Annotated in this window: 16 protein-coding genes; 7 read left to right on the forward strand and 9 right to left on the reverse strand. The window is 44.9% G+C overall.

Going from position 1 to position 23,695, the window contains the following annotated elements; translation table 11 throughout:
* Positions 1 to 286 precede the first annotated feature (286 nt).
* Complete coding sequence (locus QUB39_RS21630; protein WP_333210904.1) at positions 287 to 520, reverse strand: hypothetical protein; 234 nt, start codon at positions 518 to 520, stop codon at positions 287 to 289.
* Positions 521 to 741: 221 nt separating this feature from the next.
* On the opposite strand from QUB39_RS21630, the gene QUB39_RS21635 reads away from it, so the two are divergent.
* Complete coding sequence (locus tag QUB39_RS21635) at positions 742 to 966, forward strand: helix-turn-helix domain-containing protein (RefSeq protein WP_333210902.1); 225 nt, start codon at positions 742 to 744, stop codon at positions 964 to 966.
* Between the two features lie 63 nt (positions 967 to 1,029).
* Here QUB39_RS21635 and lipB read toward each other — a convergent pair whose 3' ends face one another.
* On the reverse strand, positions 1,030 to 1,713 hold the full coding sequence (gene lipB / locus QUB39_RS21640; RefSeq protein ID WP_333210900.1) for a lipoyl(octanoyl) transferase LipB: 684 nt from the start codon (positions 1,711 to 1,713) through the stop codon (positions 1,030 to 1,032).
* A 152-nt stretch (positions 1,714 to 1,865) separates the two neighbouring features.
* On the opposite strand from lipB, the gene hpf reads away from it, so the two are divergent.
* Together hpf and QUB39_RS21650 are read left to right on the forward strand one after the other, a co-directional pair.
* Complete coding sequence (hpf, locus tag QUB39_RS21645; RefSeq protein ID WP_333053915.1) at positions 1,866 to 2,519, forward strand: ribosome hibernation-promoting factor, HPF/YfiA family; 654 nt, start codon at positions 1,866 to 1,868, stop codon at positions 2,517 to 2,519.
* Between the two features lie 445 nt (positions 2,520 to 2,964).
* On the forward strand, positions 2,965 to 3,405 hold the full coding sequence (locus QUB39_RS21650; protein ID WP_333210898.1) for a hypothetical protein: 441 nt from the start codon (positions 2,965 to 2,967) through the stop codon (positions 3,403 to 3,405).
* A gap of 322 nt (positions 3,406 to 3,727) precedes the next feature.
* Here the strand turns inward: QUB39_RS21650 and QUB39_RS21655 are convergent, their stop codons facing one another.
* Together QUB39_RS21655 and QUB39_RS21660 are read right to left on the reverse strand one after the other, a co-directional pair.
* On the reverse strand, positions 3,728 to 4,186 hold the full coding sequence (locus QUB39_RS21655) for a peroxiredoxin (RefSeq protein WP_333210896.1): 459 nt from the start codon (positions 4,184 to 4,186) through the stop codon (positions 3,728 to 3,730).
* Positions 4,187 to 4,434: 248 nt separating this feature from the next.
* Positions 4,435 to 5,331 carry a metal ABC transporter permease gene (locus QUB39_RS21660; protein WP_333210893.1) on the reverse strand — a complete coding sequence of 299 codons (897 nt, stop codon included), beginning with the start codon at positions 5,329 to 5,331 and terminating at the stop codon, positions 4,435 to 4,437.
* Between the two features lie 133 nt (positions 5,332 to 5,464).
* Between QUB39_RS21660 and QUB39_RS21665 the strand changes: the two genes are divergently transcribed.
* Positions 5,465 to 5,710 carry a hypothetical protein gene (locus tag QUB39_RS21665; protein WP_333210891.1) on the forward strand — a complete coding sequence of 82 codons (246 nt, stop codon included), beginning with the start codon at positions 5,465 to 5,467 and terminating at the stop codon, positions 5,708 to 5,710.
* A 28-nt stretch (positions 5,711 to 5,738) separates the two neighbouring features.
* Here QUB39_RS21665 and QUB39_RS21670 read toward each other — a convergent pair whose 3' ends face one another.
* Positions 5,739 to 6,548, reverse strand: a complete 810-nt coding sequence (locus QUB39_RS21670) for a metal ABC transporter ATP-binding protein (RefSeq protein ID WP_333210889.1) — start codon at positions 6,546 to 6,548, stop codon at positions 5,739 to 5,741.
* Positions 6,549 to 6,650: 102 nt separating this feature from the next.
* Here QUB39_RS21670 and QUB39_RS21675 point away from each other — a divergent pair, with 102 nt between their 5' ends.
* Positions 6,651 to 8,018 (forward strand): metal ABC transporter substrate-binding protein, encoded by a 1,368-nt coding sequence (locus QUB39_RS21675; protein WP_445243064.1) that lies wholly within the window; start codon positions 6,651 to 6,653, stop codon positions 8,016 to 8,018.
* A 220-nt stretch (positions 8,019 to 8,238) separates the two neighbouring features.
* On the opposite strand, the gene QUB39_RS21680 is transcribed toward QUB39_RS21675, so the two are convergent.
* From QUB39_RS21680 to pheT, 4 genes are all read right to left on the reverse strand, one after another.
* The gene (locus tag QUB39_RS21680; RefSeq protein ID WP_333210887.1) at positions 8,239 to 11,901 is read right to left on the reverse strand and encodes a helicase-related protein; all 3,663 of its coding nucleotides are present in this window, start codon (positions 11,899 to 11,901) and stop codon (positions 8,239 to 8,241) included.
* Positions 11,891 to 14,926: a hypothetical protein gene (locus QUB39_RS21685; RefSeq protein ID WP_333210885.1), complete on the reverse strand. Its 3,036-nt coding sequence runs from the start codon at positions 14,924 to 14,926 to the stop codon at positions 11,891 to 11,893. Before QUB39_RS21685 ends, QUB39_RS21680 begins: the two co-directional genes overlap by 11 nt.
* A 13-nt stretch (positions 14,927 to 14,939) precedes the next feature.
* The gene (locus QUB39_RS21690) at positions 14,940 to 15,209 is read right to left on the reverse strand and encodes a YciI family protein (protein ID WP_333210883.1); all 270 of its coding nucleotides are present in this window, start codon (positions 15,207 to 15,209) and stop codon (positions 14,940 to 14,942) included.
* 464 nt (positions 15,210 to 15,673) lie between these two features.
* Positions 15,674 to 18,145, reverse strand: a complete 2,472-nt coding sequence (gene pheT, locus QUB39_RS21695) for a phenylalanine--tRNA ligase subunit beta (RefSeq protein WP_333210881.1) — start codon at positions 18,143 to 18,145, stop codon at positions 15,674 to 15,676.
* A gap of 533 nt (positions 18,146 to 18,678) precedes the next feature.
* On the opposite strand from pheT, the gene QUB39_RS21700 reads away from it, so the two are divergent.
* Positions 18,679 to 20,310 (forward strand): serine/threonine-protein kinase, encoded by a 1,632-nt coding sequence (locus tag QUB39_RS21700; protein WP_333053896.1) that lies wholly within the window; start codon positions 18,679 to 18,681, stop codon positions 20,308 to 20,310.
* Between the two features lie 187 nt (positions 20,311 to 20,497).
* The gene (locus QUB39_RS21705; protein ID WP_333053895.1) at positions 20,498 to 23,671 is read left to right on the forward strand and encodes an MASE1 domain-containing protein; all 3,174 of its coding nucleotides are present in this window, start codon (positions 20,498 to 20,500) and stop codon (positions 23,669 to 23,671) included.
* Positions 23,672 to 23,695 lie beyond the last annotated feature (24 nt).

Here is a 23,695-nt window from a genome sequence, read left to right on the forward strand (position 1 = left end):
CCCCCAAGTCTCGCAAACACCGCCGCGCTAATTCGATTCGATATTTAGCATCCTTACTCTGGAGTTTTTAAGGAGCGCGAATTAAATAACTTACAATTTTAATTGTTATTGTGGGATGGGCGTCCCGCCCGTCATGAGTGGACGGGCGGGACGCCCATCCCACTTTCAAGAGTGGAAGTTATTTAATTATCATTCCTAAGTGATTGGGTCGAGAATTAAGCCTGATGTTTTTGATAATTTAAGAACGATCGCACTTTGCTCAAGAAAGGGCGATCGCCCTGAAAAATTATTCTTTCCAGTAACGGGTTAAAATCCGCATTACTTCGCCTGCGATCGGGGACGGTAAAGGCGGGCTCCATTCACCAACTTCTGCAAAACCCAAAACGTGCAGCAGATTGATGAGGCTTTCGACTCCTTTGGGAATCCCGCAAATCAACAATCGGATCGGTTGCTTGCCGGTGGGTGCGTCGGGAATTTCTTCGCGCAGGATTTCGGGAACTGACTTTGGCTGTGATATCATGATTTTTAACTACAAAATAGTCGGAGAGCGATCGCCCTTGAGTTTTCGAGGCCAAGGGGCGATCGCTTTTCCGTTTGTACATCCTCAGCATAGTTCATTTTCTGATTCTAGTAAACTGACAAACTCAAATAATTTACCGTAGCGGTTAATTAAAGGATAGTGAAGGTTGCGGGATGGTAACATCAGCTTGCAAACTCCAGGCTATTAATTGAGCATCAACAGTGGTCATCCGTTGGAAATTGGCAGTTGTAATGGCCGAGCGTAATATCAGCAACAAAGAGTTGGCTGCTTTGGTGGGAATGCACCCAACTTCGTTTTCGAGACTCAAAACCCGCCGTCGCCTCACGAGAATTGACGAATCCACTCTCAATGCTCTGTGCAAAGCGCTAAACTGCCAACCGGGCGATTTAATGGTGTATGAGGAAGACGATCCCGATCGCACTTAAAAAACCGACTGCGGTTAGGAGTAGGGTTGACAGCGACGCACCCTACACATTCGTGAAGCGAAGCTATCCCGTAGGGAATCGCACAATTTCCACTGCAAAAACGCGAGCAAACTCAGCGACAAGGATCGATCGCACTCGATCGACCTCAATTCCGGGGATAAACTGCTCTAAACTGCCAACAGGTCGATCGGGAATCCCGCAAGGTACAATTTGCCCAAAGCCTGCGAGATCCGGACAAACATTTAAAGCAAAACCGTGCATCGTAATCCAGCGGCTGACTTTAATGCCGATCGCCCCTAGCTTGCACCCATCCACCCAAACCCCAGTCATACCGGGAACCCGCGAACCCTTCAACCCCAAAACTTCCAGCACCCCCAGCAGCACTTCCTCCAACTGCCGCAAATACCAGTGCAAATCAGGCTGGTGACGGCGCAAATTTAAAATCGGATACCCCACCAATTGGCCCGGACAGTGGTAAGTCACCTCGCCGCCCCGCTCAACTCGGTGAAGTTCCGCCCCAGTTTGGCTTGGGTCAAATTTCAGAAATTCCAGCTTTGCTCCCATTCCCAAAGTGTAAACCGGCGGATGTTCCAGCAAAATCAGGACATCTGGCAAATCAGGCTTGTCGCGGCGTTCTTGCACGAGTTTTTGCTGAATTTCCCAAGCTTGGGAGTAGGGAACTTGTCCCCAATCGAGGAGCAAACAGGGTTGTGCATTTAACTGTTGAGGGATGAGAGGAGAAATCATGCAAAAAAGTCAATAGTGTTATTACGGAATATTGGCGCAGTTTAAATCAAGAATTGTCAACATATAATAAAAGATTTGGAAGATAAGTGTTTTCGAGAATACATAGTGCTACTGTATAAAATATACCGAAGTTACAGAAGGGAGGGAGCTCTATGAAGCTTGTTATCCAGGGTAAAAATATAGAAATCACCGATGCGATTCGCGAGTACGTCAATCAAAAGGTGGAAAAGGCAGTTAGCCATTTTCAAAATTTGACTACAGAAGTGGACATACATCTATCGGTGGCTCGTAATCCCAGGATCAATCCTAAGCAGACTGCTGAGGTGACAATTTATGCTAACGGCAGCGTTATTCGGGCTGAAGAAAGCACGGAAAGCCTGTATGCCAGCATAGATTTGGTTGCCGACAAGATAGCTCGTCAACTGCGGAAATTTAAGGAAAAACGCCACGACAACAAAATCCAGAGTAGTGTTAAAACGGTTACGGCAGTTGAAGAACATCCTGTAGTAGCGGATCTAATTGGCGATCGAACTCCCGAACTTCCTGCTGAGGTGGTACGGACTAAGTATTTTGCTATGCCTCCAATGACTGTGCAACAAGCTTTGGAACAATTGCAGATTATCGATCACGATTTCTATATGTTCCGTAATGCGGAAACAGACGAAATTAACGTACTCTACGAACGCAAGACTCACGGTGGCTATGGAGTTATCCAACCCCGGCACAGCAACGGTAACGGTAATAGCAAAAATGGCAAAACTGCCGAAAGCGCTACATCTGAAAAATCGAGTGTTGCAAAAAGCTAGATAATTGCTGAGTGCTAATTGTTAATGGCTGCAAGTCGTTAGCAAAAAAGGACTAAAGTCCTTACTACGAACCACGAGTTTTTAGTAAGGACTTTAGTCCTTTCTTGGTTTTTTAGAGAATCATGACTGAGGTGCTGACTACGAACAAGTGGTAAAATCTGTCTTTACCAGCTAGCTGTATCTCGCGACTAAATCTTTCGCTGCTTGTCGGTGTTTTTCTACCAAACTCGGCGGGGAAAGCACTTGGGGGCTATCCATATATCTTTGCACCCACAGACTGAATTCGTTCTCTGAGCGATCGGGCAAATCTATCTGATAATTAACATACAGCAGCTTGCCAAAACTGTCCCTGGGCCGTTCCTTAATTTTTTGTCGCGGGTGTCGCAGATATCCCTCTAGACTCCTTGCGCTGTCTGGGGTGTAGAATGGAGGTGAAACTAATTGAATGGAATGTATGCGGAAGTTAGTTTTCTCAGATACAGAAATGTTTTATCGTGAGCTAAAGACAGCCTTGGAGCAAAGTGAGCAAGTTGAAGTTATTACAGACTACGAGCGATATTCAGACCTTCCAGAGAAGTTAAAAACCATTTTTGAGTTACACAAGAACAAATCGGGAGAGTGGGTAAATATAGCTACAGGCGCATTCATCCCTTCTTCTGCTGGAGTTACTACAATTAACTACTCTGCCCTCTATATTTTTGCTGGTGCAGGTGCAGGTGCTATTCTTGGATTTATAGTTGGTGGCCCTGTTGGAGCAGCAGTTGGCGCTGGTATCGGAGCCTTAGCTGGAACTGTTGCTGTTGCGACATCAAGCGGAAGGCATCATGTAGATATAGAAATTGAGGCGAATGGTAAACTCCGGCTTAAGATTAGCCCAATCGATTGAACAACGTGACACTCCCCACTCGCTGGGGAAACTAATTGAATGGAAAGTTTGTTAACTCTGGGGTCAAGTTTGATAATCTGTGTTGGTGATCCCCACTGGCTGGGGAAACTAATTGAATGGAAACTGACCTGCATCGGCGCAATGGTCGCACCAAATTTGTTGGCCCAACTCCCCACTCGCTGGCGAAACTAATTGAATGGAAACGCGCGGCCTGCACTGCGATTTTCGCGCCAATATCGAAGAAACCGGGTTTTTTAGCTAATCTGCTAGATAGCAAATCATTTTCGTAAAAAAACCCGGTTTCTGGCCACCCGCGCGCCACCTAACTTTTAATAGCTTCCAAAGTTTTGAGTGCTTCTGCAACGTGTGCTTTGAAGTCTAACATCGAGTCAAAAATATGCTTGACAATGCCTTCTTTGTCAATGACATAAGTTACTCTACCGGGCATAATCCACAGGGTAGCTGGAACTCCGTATAATTGCCGAACTTTGTTGCCAGTATCGCTCAGCAGTGTAAAGGGTAGCTGATATTTGGCAGAAAATTGCTGGTGCGATTGTTGCGAATCTTCGCTAATTCCTATGACTTCTGCGCCTGCGTCTTTGAAGACTTCGTAGCTATCTCGAAAAGCGCAAGCTTGAGTCGTGCATCCGGGTGTGTCGTCTTTGGGGTAAAAGTAGACTATGACGTTTTTTTTACCTTTAAAATCTTTGAGGCTGACTGATGTGCCAGTTTGAGATGGTAAGGTAAAATCGGGTGCGGTGTCTCCTACTTTGACGCTCATGTTTTTTTAACTTAGTAGATTTGTTGGCGTGAAATTTTAACTTTTGTTATTGTACTGTTTTTTTGAGCAATAGTTCGCAGTTGCGATCGCCCGATTCGGGAGTATCTGAGATGTTGCACCATTCTCAATAAGCTTTTTAGGAACAGGCTTTTCGGCCTGTTCCACAAAGAGTGAATTTTCTTGTGGAACAGGCCGAAAAGCCTGTTCTTGAGAATGGTGCAAGATGTGAGTTACTACAAAGTTATTTGTTATCTGCCTTTGGTTAAATTTTTCAATTCCCGCCAGATTGGAGGAATTTGACCGGAGTGTGTGCGGGGCTGGGTGAGGATTCCTTGAGTAGGACTGAACAGCAATGATAGCACAAATAACCCCGATGCAACTAAAACTATTGCGGGCCCGGATGGTAAGTTATAAAAGTAGCTGAGATACATTCCGCTAATGCTGGAAATAACTCCGATTATTGCGCCTAAAATCATTACTTGGTGCAGACGAGTGACTAGGAGATAGGCGGTACTTGCAGGTGTAATTAATAGGGACAAGACTAGCACGACGCCAACGGCTTTGAGGCTGGCAACTATTGTGAGGGCGATGAGTACCATCAGTCCGAAGTTGAGCAGGTTTACTGGTAAACCTGTTGCTTGCGCTCCTAATGGATCGAATGTGTAAAATAGCAGTTCTTTGTAAAAGAATACTACAACTAATAAGACTACGGCGACTATGACGGCTGTGTCGATCGCATCTTGGGCGGTAACGCCGAGGATGTTGCCGAAAAGAAAGTGGTTGAGGTCGATTTTGTTGTCTTTTTGGACGATCGTAATTAGGGTGATGCCGAGGGCGAAGAATGCCGAAAATACGATGCCCATCGCGGCGTCTTCTTTGATTGTCGATCGAGCTTTGATCCAAGCTATGATTACTGTACTCAAAACTCCGGCAATGAATGCGCCGATAAAAATATTTGCTCCGAGGATAAATGCGATCGCCAATCCGGGCAAAACCGAGTGGCTGATGGCGTCTCCGAGCAAGGCCAGCCGCTGTACCATTAGGTAGCTGCCGACGATCGCGCAGACGATGCCGACGAGAATGGCAATTAGGAGCGATCGCTGCATGAATCCGTACTGTAACGGCTCAATTAAGGTTTGTATCATAAAATTATAAAATCACAGTTAATTAATGACTAAAAACCAAACTAACCCGGTTTGATCTGAGATGTTGCACCATTCTCAATAAGCTTTTTAGGAACAGGCTTTTCGGCCTGTTCCACAAAGAGTGAATTTTCTTGTGGAACAGGCCGAAAAGCCTGTTCTTGAGAATGATGCAAGATGTGAGTTTGATCCGAGATTTATCGTTGCCCAATTCAAGATTATCAAAAAAACCTGGTTCAAGAGTGTAAATCCTAGATTAATGACCAATAATTTCAAAGGTGGTACCCGCCACGTGATTTATCCGTGGAATCCCAAATCGAAAATCGAAAATCCTCAAGCCCCCGCATTTATCCGCGGGGTCAATCTAAAATCTAAAATCTAAAATCTAAAATCGATTGAGGGCTGGCTAATTAAGCTGCTTGTCCGGCAAAGAACATTACTTGTCCGCCGTAGGCGCGGTAAAGGTTTTCTTTTGTTAGGACTTCTTGGCGGGAACCAGCGGCAATCAATTCTGTATTGAGCAAAATTAAATCGTCAAAATTGGTGATTGATTCGCCTAAGTCGTGGTTGACTACTAAGACTATTTTTCCGGCATTTGCTAGCTCGTGGAAGATGTCAAAAATAATATTTTGAGTTTTTTGGTCAACGCCGACAAACGGCTCATCAAAGCAGAAAATAGCGGCTTCTTGGGCTAATGCTCTCGCTAGAAATACTCGCTGTTGCTGTCCGCCAGAAAGTTGTCCGATCGGTCTGTCTTTGTAAGCACTCATGCCTACTCTTTCTAAGGCATCGGCAGCGGTGCGGCGGCTAGCTGCCGAGAAGCGGCGAAACCATCCGGCTTTTCTGACTCTTCCCATCATCACGACATCCCAAACGGTGGCGGGATAGTTCCAGTCAATTTGCGATCGCTGGGGCACGTAGGCTACTGTTTCGAGTCGATCGGCGATCGCTTCTTCGCCCCAGGTAACAGTGCCGCGATCGGCGGGAATTAAGCCCAACATTGCTTTGATTAGGGTGCTTTTGCCGGCACCGTTGGGGCCAATAATACCCGTCAGCCTTCCCGGTTTGACGGAAAGATTGATATCTCTGAGTGCCTCTACCGTGCGGTAGTTTACTGCTAAGTGCTTAACAGCGATAATTTCAGTGTCCGTAGCGCTGTCTTTGAGGTGGCAAACCATTTTAGACCAAGGATTCTCGTTGGGCAAGGCGGCGGTATTCATGGCGGTGAGTCTATCTCCTTTTTATTAAGTTTACTGTAAAAATGAAAAGAATATGAAATCATCGGTAAATAGGAATAATCTGGAACGCACGAGAGGTAGATAATGGGACAGTGCAAGCTCGAAACCCCTCAAACCATAGGTTTGGCGGCGAAAATCTCAAGTCGGTTAAAACTGATATCTTCCACCCTTCTCAAGAACGGGCAAGATGCCCGTTCCACAAAGAGTGAGTTTTCTGGTGGGGTGGGCATCCTGCCCGTCAAGAACGGGCAAGATGCCCGTTCCACAAAGAGTGAGTTTTCTTGTGGGGTGGGCATCCTGCCCGCCCAGAACGGGCAAGATGCCCGTTCCACAAAGAGTGAGTTTTCCTGTGGAACAGGCATCTTGCCTGTTCCTAAACAAGTTATTGAGAATGGTGCAAGATGTGAGTTAAAACCGACGGCGATTGTGAAGCAATCCGATAAAGGGGAGTTTAGCCGTGAGTCGGGGATTGAAACCGCCGCCCCTGGATGGGACAAGTCCAAGGCATTTTGGATTAGAACTATTGCTTGCGGCATTTTGACTGTGGGTTTATTTAGTTGCGCTCAAACCCAGGGCGATCGCCTCTCTCCACAGGCAGATGCTAAACCCAAGGTAGTTGCTACCAGCACAATTATTGAGGATTTGACCGATCGAGTAGCGGGCGACGAAATTCAGTTAACAGGAATTTTGCAGCCGGGAACCGATCCTCACGTTTACGAACCGGTGCCAAAAGATTCTCAAGCTTTAGAACAAGCTAACTTAATTTTGTATAACGGTTACAATTTGGAACCGGGATTAATTAGGATGATGAATGCCGCCGGAATTAAGGCGAGGAAATTAGCAGTGGGGGAAGTTGTCAAGCCTTTGCTACTGAATAAAGAAGGCAATACTGTACCCGATCCGCACGTTTGGGGAAATGTGGAAAATGCCGTTCAAATGGTGGAAGCGATTCGGGATGCGCTAATCGAACTGTCGCCGGAAGATCGGGAGAAGTTTACGCAGAATGCTGTGAAACTTACTGAAGAGTTAAAACGCTTGGATAGTTGGATAGAACAACAGATTAAAACTATTCCCGAAAATCAGCGCAAATTAGTCACAAGTCACGATGCTTTTCAATATTACAGCCGCGCCTACGGATTGGGAGAGGCTAACAGTTTGATCGGGATTAGTACCGAGGAACAGCCGAGCGCTCAAACGGTGCAAAAGTTAGTAGAATCGGTGAAAGCTGCGGGAGTTCCTGCTATTTTTGCCGAAACTACAATTAACCCGCAACTGATTAGAACAGTGGCGGAGGAAGCGGGGGTGAAATTGGCGGCGCAGCAACTTTATTCCGATTCGATTGGAACCCCCGGAAGCGAGGGTGATTCTTATGTGAAAATGATGTCGGCTAATACTCGCGCCATCGTCGAAGCTTTGGGGGGGAAATACACGCCGTTTGAAGTTAGCAAGTAGCAAGTAGGGTGCGTCAATCGATTTTAGATTTTAGATTTTAGATTTTAGATTGAAGCCTTGACCCCACGGATAAATTGGGGGGCGTGTTTATCGGATACAGGTTTTCTATTTCTGGACGGATGAATCCGGGGGCTTGTATCCTGATGCTTTCGGTCATCCTTGATTCCCAATCTAAAATCTAAAATCTAAAATCTAAAATAGTCTGACGCACCTACAATTTTCAGTTTACCTGCTTCGACAAAATTAAATTGAGCACGTTCAATTCGTTGGAACTTAAAAGATATTTATCTGTAAAAATCTTTTCTCGACTTTGCTCTAAACTGTAGCTTCTAAACACGATAAATGGGAAATCTCGATACTTGTGTCCGATCGGCATTACACTGTCTATAGGGTAGATCGATCGCACATAAGCCGACAAAATATCCCGAAACCGCCTATCTTCCGGTTCTTCCAGTTGGCTGTCAGCAAAATACTCCTGCATCTCCTCCCCGCTGACAAAAGCAAACAGCGGTATGGCATAATAGCGATCGAACTGCTGACTCTGCTCTTCAAAATACTGAGTTTTCTCGACTTCGCTGTTGAGAAATTGCAAAAGCTCGATCGCACCTCCTCTTATAGCCGATATTACATTCTCCGGGGACGAATCGCTATCCCTAATTAGACACATTTTGTGCAGCAACTTCTTCTCTAGACATTCCTTAATTTCTCGATGCAGCCGCATCTGGTATGTTTCTACCAAATTTTGCTTAGCTAGAGGTACGAGCAACAAACTACCGCAAACATGACCGATTTCTAAATTATCATAGCTCAACAAACCATCAAGAGGATTGCACTTTTCCAAAAACTTACGATTAAAATCGTCCCGCATTTCCAGATAAAAATCGCCCTTTTGACGAGACTTATCAGAATTTTTCAAAACATAATCCCCGCGACTCAAAAGCTGTTCCAGACTCGTATAAACCTCCTTAAACAACATATTTCCTCGCTGGCTCTCGCTCTTTAATGTCTTAATTAGAGCCGCCATTTTGCTGCTAAATGTATCCCCTACTGCGGAAACCGACTTACCGCCGATGGGAATCATCAAAAACTTTTCCCTACCTAAATAACCGTATCCCGAAATTCGCGTCATCACCGCCGTCTTCAGAATTAGCAATAAATTCAACAAACTCAATTTGCTTTCTTGCAGGGAAAGTTCCGCATCATCAGCGTAATAAACTGCGGTATCAGATAGGTAAAAAACTAATTCTTTGTCTTCACCATCAAGGGTTTTACCGTTGTCATATTCTCCGCGTCCCCGATAAATCACCTGTATGATTTCCATGAGATTTTTCTCAATCTGAAAGCGGGGAATATCAACTAAAATATGCTTAGTTTTCGGGAAAGAAAGTCCGCGACTTCCCGATGCAGTCATAAAGATTACTTTAGCTGTATTTTTGTATTTCTGTATTTTTTCTTTCTCGTCTTCCGAGATATTCGCGTGAATTTCCAGATAACCGGTAAACTGCTCAAACTTTTCGCGACTAGCTTTAATTTTTTCAATTAATTCTGCCAATCTTTGCTTGTTTTGAATATATACTATAATTTGTTCGACACCAGGGATTGCTAATCGCTGATTGATATCCTCAATTATTTCAGACTGTACCCGCTTTACTAAATTACTATTTTGTTTTAAAGGTGCATCTTCCTGATATTTCACACTTTCTACAAATACCTTGTAAGTGATATCTAAACTGCGCGCCGGGTAGGAATTCGCATTAATAACCTTGGCAGCTAGATTGTTAAAGTTAAAAGGAATAACTTGTAAAGGTTGAATTTCTTCAGAATCTTTCGCTAACTTTTTAAAATAGATTTTGTCCGGTTCCGGTGACGTGTTATCAAGGTGTTGTTTAATCACATCGCAGTCCACAATCGAAGCATCTGCGACAATAATTTTAGTATTAAAGCCGTGTTCCAGCTTGTGTAACTCATGTTTTTTGACAATCTTGCCAATTCCGGCTAAAAACTCAACGCCACCATCATCTCCCGTAATTTCATCTATCATAATAAAAATATGTTTGATGCGACTGGATATTTCTTGCATTTTTCCAGAAATAACTTTTTTTGCGATTTGATTGTAAGTATCTTGAAATATTTTTTCTAAATGCTCTAGGGTATTTTGTCGGTTTTCTTTCATCTTCACCGATTGAATAGAAACTGTAGCTACGATATTACTAGATACCTGCTCATTGATCAGCGCGTATATACCTTCGCAAATGCTCTTGAGCACTCCATTTCCTTTGGGGTTAACGGGTTTAATTACTGTTTCTCCCTTTTTTTCAAGTTCTGATTGATGATATTCCTTCCTCTGAATTTCTGAATTATCCTTGAGGTAGCGAACAGTTTTTTTGGTGAAATCTTTGCGATAGCTATTCGATGCGTACTTGACGGTACAGTGTCCTGAATTACTTTTGATGATATCGGCGTTAGTGTTGATACAAAATAATCGATCGTCGCACAGCAAACCAGTATTTTTATCTTTGAATTTTTCGATAATATCCAAGTTTACTTGCTTGCGGGGACTGACGTACAGAAATAAGAAACCGTCGTCGATATGGCTGCTTAGGAAATTGGCGATCGCAGTTGTTTTCCCAATTCCCGGATTCCCCGTCAAAAAGATATAACTTTCATCAGATTGAAGCGCTTTCACAATCAATTGAGCATGAGCATTTCTCAGATGTAATCCGCGATCGATTTGCAAATCATTTGCCAGTTTATCTGATATAATATCTATGGAATTAGCAAAATTATCAATCCGCTCTGTATGAGGTACAGGTTCAGTGACATTTTTACCAATTCCTAACAGAGCATCAACAAAATTTTTGCCTTCTTTAAAACTGCGAGCCGCGTTTAGTTGAACAACATCCAAAACTTCGCTGCGAGCATCGCTAATCTCTTTACCTTTCGCTTCATTCTGGTAAATTTGGGCACAAGTTGCTAATAACTTAATTTTGTCCTTGCGTAGGGAAATAGCGCTAATATTGCGATCGCTATAACCGACAACATTCAACAAAACCTCAGCATCATGAGGAATAATACCAGTTGTTTGCAGAAAACCGTAGAAGCTGTGAGCGTAGCTACCCGCCTGAATCAACTTAGCGCTTTCCTTATCCTTATACTTAAAAGCCGTAAAATAGCGTTTTAAATCCTCGGAGAAATCAACACCTAAAGTGCTAGTATCGATTCGCAGATTAGAAAAAACACTTTTCGATCGCAAATAGCTAATTTCTCTGAGCAAAGACTTCCGCATCACCTCTATTTCGTTCAGATTCTCGACTTTTTCCGAAGTCAACGGGGGAGTAAACACAGATAAATCAACGCACAGAATTCTAAAATCCTTACCATTCTGTAACAAAATCAGGGTATCAGCTTGCAAAAACTCGCCTTTTTCCTTGTAGCGACGGATGTAGGAGTTAATCTCATCGCCTGATAAATTGGGTTTCGCAGTTTTTAACTGAGATAATACCTCTTTAAATCCTGCTTTTGCATCCTTATTATAAGTTCTGATACTGTTAGCATCGCTAAAACTGCACTGACAGTACAAAATATTCACCAACTTTAAATTCCAGCCAGTAGATTTGATGTACTCCCGGAAAAAATTTAACCCACCCAAAAAGCCTTTTTGAACAAAAAATAAGCTCCATTTTTCAACAATTTTACCATCCAAACTACCGAGCAAATTAGCTTCTCTGGTAATTTCCGCCATCATCTTTGGCAATTTGAGTTTATGCAAATCTAGACGATAGGAATCACCAAAATTATGAGCTATATTTTCCCGCTGAATATATGCCAGAATCCCGATATTAAATCCCACCTCAAACAGCCGCCCAAAATCTTCACCAATCATGATTAATACCTCCCTCACCGACATTCAATACTTCTCTTACCTTATTCAAAAATGCCAGGGAATTAAAATCTGTGCTACCGCCAGCATGACTAAATATAGACAAAGCACCAACCGATTCATCGCCAATAATTCGCTCGTAGGGGTCAAGTTTTAAACTAATATTGTGACGAGCTTCATACCGAGAAAAGTGGAATATTGTTAGATAATGTAGCAAAGTATTTTTGATTGCACCATCATAAATCAAACCTTCACGAATATCTTGATCGTCTAGGATACCTTGATAGATATTCAACAGAGTCGAGTAAGAAATCACACCGTTATAAAAGTTTTTTTCCTCCCTGACTCTAATTCCGTTAAACAAGTTGAAAAACATCACAGCTTGCTGACTGGTATCTGCAAACAAGCTTTCAAGCTCCATTGCATCCTGAATATAAAAGGATTTTCCCTTATCGCCGAGGAAACTGCGGACATAGTATTTGTCAAAGAATATCGGATAAATTTTGATATCTCGGCGCTCTCCTTTCAAAGTTCGGAGCAATTTTTTTGACATGAAAGACAATTCCTCATCTTCCTCAGTCTTGGTAATATGCAACCTACTCATGTAAGGTGCTTGGGAAATATATGCGAAATTTCGATATCCTTGCTGATAAAGCTGGCTCATGACATCTTCAAGGATTAACGGCTCAGAATAAAGACGACTGACACTGTAATTTTCGGAAAGTGTTTTCAGCATTTCAACTTGAATTGTGCTATCGTCTAGGCGATTGATACCGACAACTTCTCCGATTAAACTAGCTTGTCTTTGGAAGCGGTTTTGATTACCTTTTTTCGCATCACTATCTCGACTGGAAACAACAATAATTGCTAACTTGTCTAACTCGGAAGCTAGCTGAACATTGTCGTCGAAGCGAAACTTTTTAGGAAGGATTGAATACAGGGAACTCAAGCCGTTACGAATTGTGAAACCATTGGGCGTTTTTCTAATCCGAAATCCTTGAGAAGTTGAGCGTTGTTTTTGACTCAAAACATGAGACAACGTTTTGGAAAGATTGGCCATAAATTTTTCTGACGGCGAAGGGTTTTTGTCGTCGCCTTCGTGAAGTCTCACCATCGGAATAAATAAGTTGCCCGCAGTATTTTCAAGCAATATCCTCAGACAGATATAGGACAGCAGCAGCATGGTAAACTTATATACAAAAATCGCGGCAGGTTGTAAACCTTTATCACCGCTGTCTAGTCGTCTGTTGTTATACCGGAATAACAGCAACTTATACTGCTTGAAAAAATTGTTATATGCACTCATCCGACTTTCGGGAACTGAAGCTACAGGCAAAACATCGACATCTTGGATATTGTATTCCATGCTGAAATTTTGGCGTTCATCAGTAGGAAAATAGCGGACATCTTCTATGGTGATATTGACTGGTAGCTGACAAATAGATCTTTCATCGACACTAGGATCTTTGACGGTAATATAATGGAGCGTTTGCTTGTAATTTCGCTCCATAATTTCATTAAAAAATTTACCAGTAGTCAAAATATTGTCAATATCCTCTACCAGACCAATTTTGAGGTTTACGTGTCGCGTTTCTGTTCGGGTTGGTAAAATTGTTTGACGCTCCAGAAAGCCTTTTAGCATTCTTCTCAGATGCGTAATTTTGTGCTTTATATTAAACTGATTAAATCCTTTAATAAAGTTGCGAAATAGCTCTCTTTTTGCCTCATCATCAGAACCTTGTAGGACTGGCAATACTCTTTGCTCAAATATGGCGATCGGGTGATGATTCAGCTCAGATTCAGGGTTGTAATTTTGTGCGAGTGGGTCGCTCCGAGAAGCAAACACAAAATAGTACAGCAATGCTATTTTTAACACTTTGCGGACGAAGGTTTCGGTATTAGCATCTTCGGTAAGTTCTGCTTTGTGTTCCTCACTATCGGGATTTAGTAGATTCAGATAATATTCAAATGCTTCTTTTCCGCCGCGCGATTGAACTGGGTTGTTAAATTTGATTTTGAGACCAAAGATAAATTTACGTTCGTTCCGATGATTGTCCGTGCTTTCTCCCAAGTAACCTTCTACAATGGCAATAATTGGCAGAAAATCTAAGGCTTCCGCTCTCGCAAATATCTCTCTGTAATTAACTCTAATACCAGCATAATTAACCTCGTGATCGCCATCAGATTTACTTGGATCGTTGATATAATCTTCTATCAATCTGAGGCGACGAATCAAGTCTTGTAAGTAGATGATTCCTACAGTATCTGTACTGCTATCGCGAATGTGTTCTAGCAGATAGTCCAAATAAATAATCTTAGCTTCTTTGTTAATTTTCCCCAAAGTTTCTTTATCTACCAGTCGGATTAATTTGTGAAAATCCGAGTCAGGATTTTTAACCATCTCATCAAGACGGTGGTTAAGGTCTTCTTTCTCACTGCTAGTCTCGGCATTTTCATTGATATAGTTTTGCAAACCCTGCTTGAGTTCTTGTTCAAAAATATCAGTATTTCGGACGGCAACGGTCAATTTATGCAATTTTAAAGCTGCATGGCTTCCAGTACCTCGGCTTTCCAAAGTTAGCCTTTCTTTTTGTAAAGAAGTGTGGCGGGTGCCAAAATCGTATTTAAAGCCTAACTCTTGGCCGTTTCCGCGAAAATAGGGTGAGTCTAAGGGACTAATCAAACTAGCGACAAACCTTTCAATCGAGGTATTTTGAGGCAGTTTAGATTCTAATTGCTGCCGCAAACACTGTTGAATCTGTCTAACTTGACTGCCAAAACGCTCCTCAATTTCCGGCGGTAAGTTAACAGTGGCAGAATCTGCTTGGGGTTCAAAAGAACCCAAGGGTTGCCGCACTTGCTTGTTGGAAACATCCGCAGCAATGGTGTCAATATCAATTAGCAAGCGGCGGCTGTCTTCTGATACGCTAAACGGGTTTTTAGTCTGCAATGTTTCTAAAATCTTGTCCAGCAAATCGCCATAGTCTACTGGCACTAAATCGCTGGCATCCAATCTTAAGATGTTCACCCTGTTAACTCCTTTAAAAAGCTTGAATCCACTCTTTCACATCGTACTCAGTCCAAACCCCATTTACCCAATAAGGATCGGCTTCCACCAATTCTCGCACGGCCGCCTCATCTTCTGCTTCGTAAATTGCAAAAACTTTTGTTAAATCTTTTGTAGGCCCGATCGTACTTAACACGCCCGATTCCTTCTGCTTAGCCAATCCGGCTAAATGAGCGTCTCGAAACGGAGCGCGTTTTTCGAGAACGTCTTCGCAGTAACTTCCCCACATTACATATTTGGTCACGGTTTTGAGCCTTAGATGAATTTGTTTAAAAGTTATTGTACAATAAGAGTAAGAGGATTTAACTAAAATTTTAAGAATAAGATTAATGAACCGCAGAGGGCGCAGAGGGCGCAGAGGAAGAGGGAAAAGAGAGAGAATTGTTAGATAAGAGGAGAAATTTATTACTTTAATGGCTGAGGAGATGTTGCGGCCAGTGGTGTTAATTTAACGCTTTTTCCCTGAGTCCGGCAGGGGTTGAAACCCCCGCCTCAAAGCTGAAGTCCTCTCAAGAGGACTGAAGAGTTCATTAGTTAGCAATTATGCACTTTAGACGGTTTTATTGCAATAATTTGAGATTCTTCGCTTTGCTCAAAATGGCAAATTTACCTGGTAATCCGTAAATCTTATTAGTCCTCTTAAGAGGACTTTAGCTTTGAGCCAGGGAATTCATTCCCTGGCGGTTTATTAGTGAGTAGCGGCTTATTTTAGCTTCTCAAACTAACGCCGAATTTCTCAACTAAAACATCGCGCACTTTTTGTTGGGCCGGTTCGACATCGGTTTCGCTCAAAGTTCGATCGCCCGCGCGGTAAATTAACCGAAAAGCCAAACTGCGCTGTCCCGCCGGTACGTTGTCGCCCCGATATTCGTCGAACAATTCCACTGAATCCAGCAAACTACCCGCCGCCTTTTTCATCGCACTCTGCATCTCAACAACCGGAACTTCAATCGGTGCGAAAAACGCAATGTCTCTGTCAGAAGCGGGGAAACTCGAATAATTCGCGAATTTGCGAGTTAAGTTGTGCGATCGCCCTAATTCACCCAACAGCACCGCTAAATCTAATTGAAACACGTAAACCTGCTCAGGCAAATCCTTTTCCTGCTGCAATTGCGGGTGCAACTGTCCAAAAACCCCTAAATGTTTCCCGTTTAACGATAACGCAGCCGTGCGGCCAGGATGCAAGCGTGTATTAGAGGAATCGCTTTGATATTCCACCGACAAACCCAACTCTTGAAATGCGCTTTCCAAAATACCTTTTGCCTCAAACCAAGTCAAAGGTCGATCGCGCCCTCCCTGCTGCCATTTCCACACAGTCGGATCGCCGCCAATAATCCCCGCAACTGCATCGGCTTCCTTCTTTGTGGGGAGTAGGGGTTGGGCATCCTGCCCGCCCTCTTCCTTCCAGAAAATGCGGCCGACTTCAAAACCGTTTAGCGCCCCATTTCCCTGTTCCAAATTGTACTGAAAAGCATCAATCAAACCCGACAGCATTTCAGTCCGCAAAGCCGAATACTCCACAAACAGCGGATTCGCCAGCACCACCTGATTGTCTCCCTCAGTTTTCACTAAAGAATAGTGCATCAACTCCGTCAAACCGGCCGCCCGAAAAGCCGATCGCACATTCCGAATTGCCGCGTATTCCGGTGACAGATAACCGGGTTCCGTTTTGCTGGGCAAAGTATCGCAGAAATTGTCATAACCGTGGAGTCTGGCAACTTCTTCAATTAAGTCAATTTCCCTTTCTAAATCGCGGTAACGGTAAGGAGGAACAGTTATCCCAAACACCCGTTCTTTTTCCGTTGGAACAACTTCGCATCCCAAGGCTGTCAGAATATTTTTTACCTCTTCCGGTTCCAGATATTTAGAACCGCCCGTTTGTCCTCTTTTCAACTGCCCCAAAACCAGATTTACTCGGTCTAAACGCAATTCGAGCGATCGCGAAAAACTCAAATCCTCGCCCGAACTCGCCGTTTTCTGCACCGTCGCAGCGCCTCCAGCCAACTCCAAAATGAGGGCAACAGCGCGGTTGCAGGCCGTCGTCAAGGCCGCCTGATTCACCCCCCGTTCGTAGCGGATCGAAGCCTCGCTCCGCAGGCCTTGAGCGCGCGCCGAACGGCGAATCGTTGCCTGGTCAAAAATCGCTGCTTCCAAAACTAAATTTTGCGTTCCTTCGTGAACTTCCGTATCTTCGCCACCCATTACTCCAGCTAAGGCAACGGGTTTGTCGCTAGCCGTAATTAACAGATTTTGTGCTTGCAAATTGCGGTTTTGTCCGTCCAAGGTTTTGAAGGATTCCCCTGTTTTGGCAAAGCGGACGCCGATGCTGATATCTTGAGTACCAGTGAAAGATTGCAGGCGATCGCGATCGAAAGCGTGCAGCGGTTGTCCCCATTCCAGCAAAATGTAATTAGTTACGTCAACTACATTATTAATTGGCCGCACTCCCGCCGCCTGCAACCGCTGCTGCAACCAAGCTGGAGAAGCAGCAATTTTCACACCTTCAATTGCCGTGCCGATGTAAATCGGGCATCCTTGCGGTTCGGATATTTCTACTGCCAAACCAGGAGTTTCTTTGCCCTCAATCGCCACACCATTCGCTTCGGGAATTCTCAAACTCGCCCCAGTCAGCGCCGCCACTTCCCGCGCTACACCCACCATGCTCAAAGCGTCAGCCCGGTTGGCCGTTGCTGTCAAGTCTAAAATCACGTCATCTAAACCCAAAAGCGGGCGAATATCGCTGCCCAATTCGGGATTTTCTAACTCAAAAATGTGAATCCCGGCTGACTCTTTAGATAGTCCCAATTCTGCCAGGGAACAAATCATTCCTTCGGAAGGAACGCCCCGCAATTTAGCAGGTTTAATCTTTAAATCAATAGTCGATAAATAAGTGCCGACAACAGCGACAGGCACGTAAATGTCTGCTCTAGCGTTGGGTGCGCCGCAAACAATATTCAAAGCTTCACCAGAGCCGACATCCACTTGACAAACTCTCAATTTGTCTGCATTCGGATGCTGTTCGCAGGCGATGATTTTGCCCAAAACTACACCGCTTGCCCACGGGCGGCGGTCTTCGATATCTTCGACTTCAAACCCGGCCATTGTCAGGGTTTCGGCTAATTCTTCCGGGGATATCGACACATCCACCAATTCCCGCAGCCAGTTTAGAGAAATACGCATAATTTAGTCAGTAGTTAGTTGTCAGCGATCGGTAGTTATTAGTCATTAGTCTGCGCCGGCAGGCTTCGACTGTGCAGTCACAGAATTGATTCGGCAAAGCCTTTGCTACCATAATAATTTAAATTTGTCAATAGTTTTGCGGTATACATAAGCAAAAACGAGCGATCGGCCCAAAGGTAGATGTCTACTGGGGGATGAGTAGCATTCTCATTCCGAGAATGAGGTATGCTAGATACATCTAACAAGGCAAAAAGCACTTAAGTTTAGAAAGACTTTACACAAAAAAGCACAACTTTAGCAAGTCTTTAAACTATCTTCAAGGATAATCAACCGAAAAAACTCACTGCAGCGAGATAATCAAAATAGGGAAAAGATATCGGCATAAAAGACTTAGGTGCAATTCCAATTCGCAATCGAAGGCACGGCTTGCCGAAACCTGATAGATTAGTATGTCTACCAGAAGCAGGAACAGGCTATTTGTGCAGTCGAGCGGCGCTGACAAGATCAGAACAACATAGGCAAACTCAATCAATATGAGCTACTGCGTAAATCCGGGCTGTCCCCATCCTCAAAACCCTGCTGACTCTATTCTTCAGTGTCAGACTTGCGGCGCGCGGTTATTGCTGCGCGCTCGCTACCGAGTTATTGAACCGTTAGGACAAGGAGGTTTTGGAGCTACTTTTCTGGCAAAAGACATCTCTTTGCCCGGTCAACCGAGTTGTGTAGTCAAGCAACTGCGACCCAGTAGTTCGTCGCCGCGAGTTTTAGAAATGGCGCGGGAATTATTCAAGCGAGAGGCAAAAACCCTCGGCCAACTGGGCGACCACCCGCAAGTACCGAGGCTGCTAGACTATTTTGAAACCGAACAGCAATTTTACTTAGTTCAAGAGTATGTTAGAGGCTCGACTTTGAAACAAGAAGTCAAGCACTCAGGCCGTTTCAACGAATCTGACGTTAAAAATTTTCTATTAGAAATTCTGCCAGTAGTGCAATATATCCACAGCCAAGGAGTAATTCACCGAGACATCAAACCCGCAAATATTATTCGCCGAGTTCAAGACGGGCACTTAGTTCTGATTGATTTCGGAGCGGTAAAAGACCAAGTTAGCCAAACAATATTATTAGACCCCGCCGACCAAAGCGCCAACACGAAATTTTCAGTCGGCACATTTAGTTTTGCTCCGCCGGAACAAATGGCGCTGCGGCCGATATTTGCCAGCGACATCTACGCGGTGGGGATGACTTGCTTGTACTTGTTGACAGGAAAGTCGCCCAAGGATTTAGATTTTGATGGAGTAACCGGCGAAATTGTTTGGCAGCCCCACGTTCAGGTCAGCGCATATTTTGCGCGGATTCTCGAAAAAATGCTAAAGCCGATGGTTGGCCACCGCTTCCAATCGGCAGCAGATGTCCTCAGAGCTCTCTCTGGCGAATTTGAAGACCCAAGTCTTGTCGATGGCTTGGCAACTCAATTCAACGGCTCTTCTCGTACTGTTGAAGAACCGACAATATTTAATGACGAGGGTTCTTCGTGGTCACCGCCGAGGAGTAAAATTAATCAAGATTTACGATCGAACCACACCCGCGCTGGTAGAACTTCCTTGGGCCAATCTGGGAACACGGGGATGCAGCCCAGAGTTTCCCGGACTCTGGCTGAGTCCGGCAGAACTTTCGGAACGGTTGGACATTCTAGCGACAATTTAGCAGCGTCAAAGGTATCGAAAGTTGCTCCTAAGTGGGACACCAACAGCTTGCGAGCGGCATATTTTAAAGGCAAGCGCGATTTTGCTGACTGCGAACTGTCTGGCCTGCAACTGCAAAAATTGCAGTTAGCGGGAAGTAATTTTTATCAGGCTAGGTTGGTGAAGGCAAATTTGCAAGCAGCGGATTTGTCGGGGGCGAATTTGGGTCACGCCCGGTTAATTCAGGCGAATTTGCGAGATGCTAATTTGACTGAGGCTTATTGCAGCACTGCCAATTTTGAAGGGGCGGATTTCCGAGGTGCTGACTTGACGGGGGCTTATTTGACTAAGGCGAATTTGCGGGGAGCAAATTTGTGCGGGGCGAATCTTACCAACGCTACAGTTTCTGACGAACAACTGGCAATGGCAAAGACCAATTGGCTTACTGTTAAGCCGGATGGTAAGCGGACTTTTGGATTTTAAGCAGTCATTTGTCAGTAGTCAGTAGGCAGTAGGCTGTAGGCAGTTGTCATAAGTTAACAGTCAACAGTCAACAGTCAACAGTCAACAGTCAACTCCCCCAGTCAGGTGAGTCGTCAGGAGGAAGTTCGATCGCCGATCGGCCGCCTAAATTAAAAACTAGGAATGGAGGATTCGATCGCACCTAAACATGAAACTGCTCAACCGCCGCACTCGAACGCTTCTGTACACCGGCATCCTGGCGCTGGCCTACTTTGTTACCGGAAAACTCGCAGCGTCGATGCTGGGACTGGTGAAAGCCGAAGCCTCCCCCGTGTGGCCGCCCGCCGGTATTGCTCTAGCGGCACTGCTACTGCAAGGGCGACGGATGTGGCCGGGAATTGTCCTCGGTTCAGTGCTGTTAAACTCTACCGGCGGTGTACCGTCGGCTGTCATTGCCACATCGGCCTTTAGCGTCACCCTGCAAGCGCTGGCTGGAGAGGCTTTGCTGACTTGGAGCGGATTTTCTACTAAACTCGATCGACTGCGAGATGTTCTGGCTTTAGTAGCGGGGGCTGTCATCGGGTCTACTTTACTAGGCTCTATCCTCGGCAACTTGGGTACGTGCATTTTTGGTTGGGCTCAGTGGAGCAATTTCTCTCGCAACTGGTGGACTACGTGGCTGGGAGACGGTATGGGAATTTTGATTGTGACGCCTGTGCTCCTGACTTTGAACCACGCGGTTAACAGTTTTAAATTTCCACTCAAACTGAGATGTTTCATTATTCTCAATTACTTGTTTAGGAACAGGCAAGATGCCTGTTCCACAAGAGATGAATTTTCTTGTGGAACAGGCATCTTGCCTGTCCTTGATAATGGTGTAAAATGTGAGATAAAACCTGGGATTATTTCAAGTTTAAAAACATTTTTTAACTGGGACAGTTACCCATCACAAGTTACAAATTATTCCAGGAGATTTTCGGCAAAGTCAAACCGCTATAATCTTCTATTTTTAATTGTTAATTATTCCGAAATCGCGCTCTGGCTGACTCTCTTGCTGAGCGTGAGCTGGCTGTTTTTTTGCTCAAAAACACAAGCGGCTATCGCTCTGTATCCGCTGGAGTATCTGCCTTTTCCTCTGATAGTTTGGGCCGCTCTGCGGTTTCAACCGGCAGGAGCGATTTTTGCTTATTCGATCGTCTCTTACATCGCGATTTGGGGAGCAGTACAGGGAGGCGGCCCGTTTTTGGCCAAAAGCGATAATCTCAAACAGGCGGTTTTATTTTTACAAGCTTTTACCGGTACGATCGCCCTTGTGGCTCTGATGTTGGCCGCCGCCGTAGCAGAACGCCAGCAAGCGCTCTTTGAGGTGCGCCGCACGGCGGCCCGGCTGCGCGATCGCGAAGCTAGTTTAGCCAACGCTCAGCGCATCGCTCAGTTGGGAAATTGGGATTTAAATTGCGCCGCCCTCACAGCAACTTACAACTGCCAAGAATCCGCAGAACATCATATATCCCATATCGAATTGCGGTGGTCAAACGAACTTTACCGCCTCTTGGGTTTTGCTCCTGGAACTGTCAAACCGACACCATCCGTTTTTTTGCAAGCTGTACATCCAGAAGACAGAGAATTGGTGGCGCGATCGCAGCGCCAAGCTATGTTGGAACGCCAAGCCTATTGCATTAACTACCGAATTGTGCTGCCAGATGGCTCCGAACGCACTGTCTGCGAACAGTCGGCAATTGAGTCAGGGGCGATCGCCGCCACAGTCCAAGACGTTACCGAACGCCACCGCGCGGAAACCGCTTTGCGGGCGTCCTCCGATCGCGATCGCTTGCTCTCAGAAATCGCCCTGCGAATTCGCAACTCCCTCGACCTCGAAGAAATTCTCAATACTACTGTTGCCGAAGTCCGGCAATTTTTCAAGGCAGACCGCGCTTTCATCGGTATTGTGGACACGGACGGGGTAAATCTTCCTAGCCCGGTGTACGGTAAGGTTGTGGCTGAGTCTGTGGGAGGCCAATGCCGTTCTCTTTTGGGGTGGGTACTCGCTGACGAGAATCAGCTCGAAAACCAGAAAACTTTTTATGCTAACAACCGCGTCCGAGCTATCTCCGATACTGCTAGCGTTCAACAGAGCGTTCCAATTGCCCAATTGTACAGCGATTATCAAATTAGAGCGACGTTAAATGTGCCGATCTTCCTGGGGGATGAATTGTTCGGGATCTTGGCCGTCAACCAGTGTTCCGGGCCCCGCCAGTGGCAGGAATTTGAAATTGATTTGTTGGAAAAACTCGCTACCCAAGTGGCGATCGCCCTACAGCAAGCCCAACTTTTGCAGCAGGTAAAAGCTCTCAATGCCAACTTGGAATCTCAAGTGGAGGAACGCACCCGCCAACTACAGCAAAAAATGCACGAGTTGCAAGAAAGCAACCGCCTGAAAGACCTATTTTTGCACGCAGTTTCTCACAATCTCCGCACTCCTGTTATGGGAATGTTAATACTGCTGAAAAATTTGCTCAACAAATCGCCCTCTGACTCTCTACAAGATGTTCCGGTTTCTCGATCGATTTTGCAGCGCATCGTTCAGGCCAGCGAACACCAGTTGACTATGGTTAATACCCTGCTCGACGCTCACGCTAGCGAGGTGAAAGGGATTGTTCTCCATACTGTACCGCTGCATTTGCCGTCTTTAGCTTCAGCCATTGTTGCCGATTTAGAACCGATGCTGGCCAAAAATCAAGCAACTTTGACGTTTGAAATTCCGGCGGATTTGCCACAAGTCAATGCCGATCGCCAACACTTGCAGCGGGTGCTAGAAAATCTGTTGACTAATGCTATTAAACACAATCCTCCGGGAGTCAATATAACTTTTAAAGCCGAGGTAATTGAAGTTGAAACAGCGCTAAGTTATGAAGAAAATTCCCAGGCTTTAACATCTCCAACTACTCAGATTGCCCGCTGTATCGCTAACCGGATACCTGCTGCGGGCGATCGTCCTAGGATGGGCGAAACCACCCAGAAAAATCAGGAAACCCTGGCCAAATTCAACCTCGACGGCAGTTGCAAAATGCCCCGCTATCAGGGCCAAATTGGCAATATCGGCAGCAAATTGCCGGGTGTCACCGTAAAAATGGTTCGCTGTACTGTAACAGATAATGGAGTGGGAATCAGCGCCAAACAGCGGGAATCTTTGTTTGAACTTTACGTTCAAGACCCTAATAGCCGACAATTAACAGGGTTGGGTTTGGGATTGTACCTCTCCAAGCAAATTATCAAAGCTCACGGCGGCTCGATCGGCGTCGAAAGCACTCCCGGCGGTGGTTCGACTTTCTGGTTTTCGCTACCTGTTGTCAACTCGGACGATCGATCTTTGTCAATCTAAAATCTCAAATCTAAAATCTAAAAT

Origin of the sequence: Microcoleus sp. AT8-B5 (assembly GCF_036705565.1) — a bacterium.
GTDB lineage: Bacteria > Cyanobacteriota > Cyanobacteriia > Cyanobacteriales > Microcoleaceae > Microcoleus.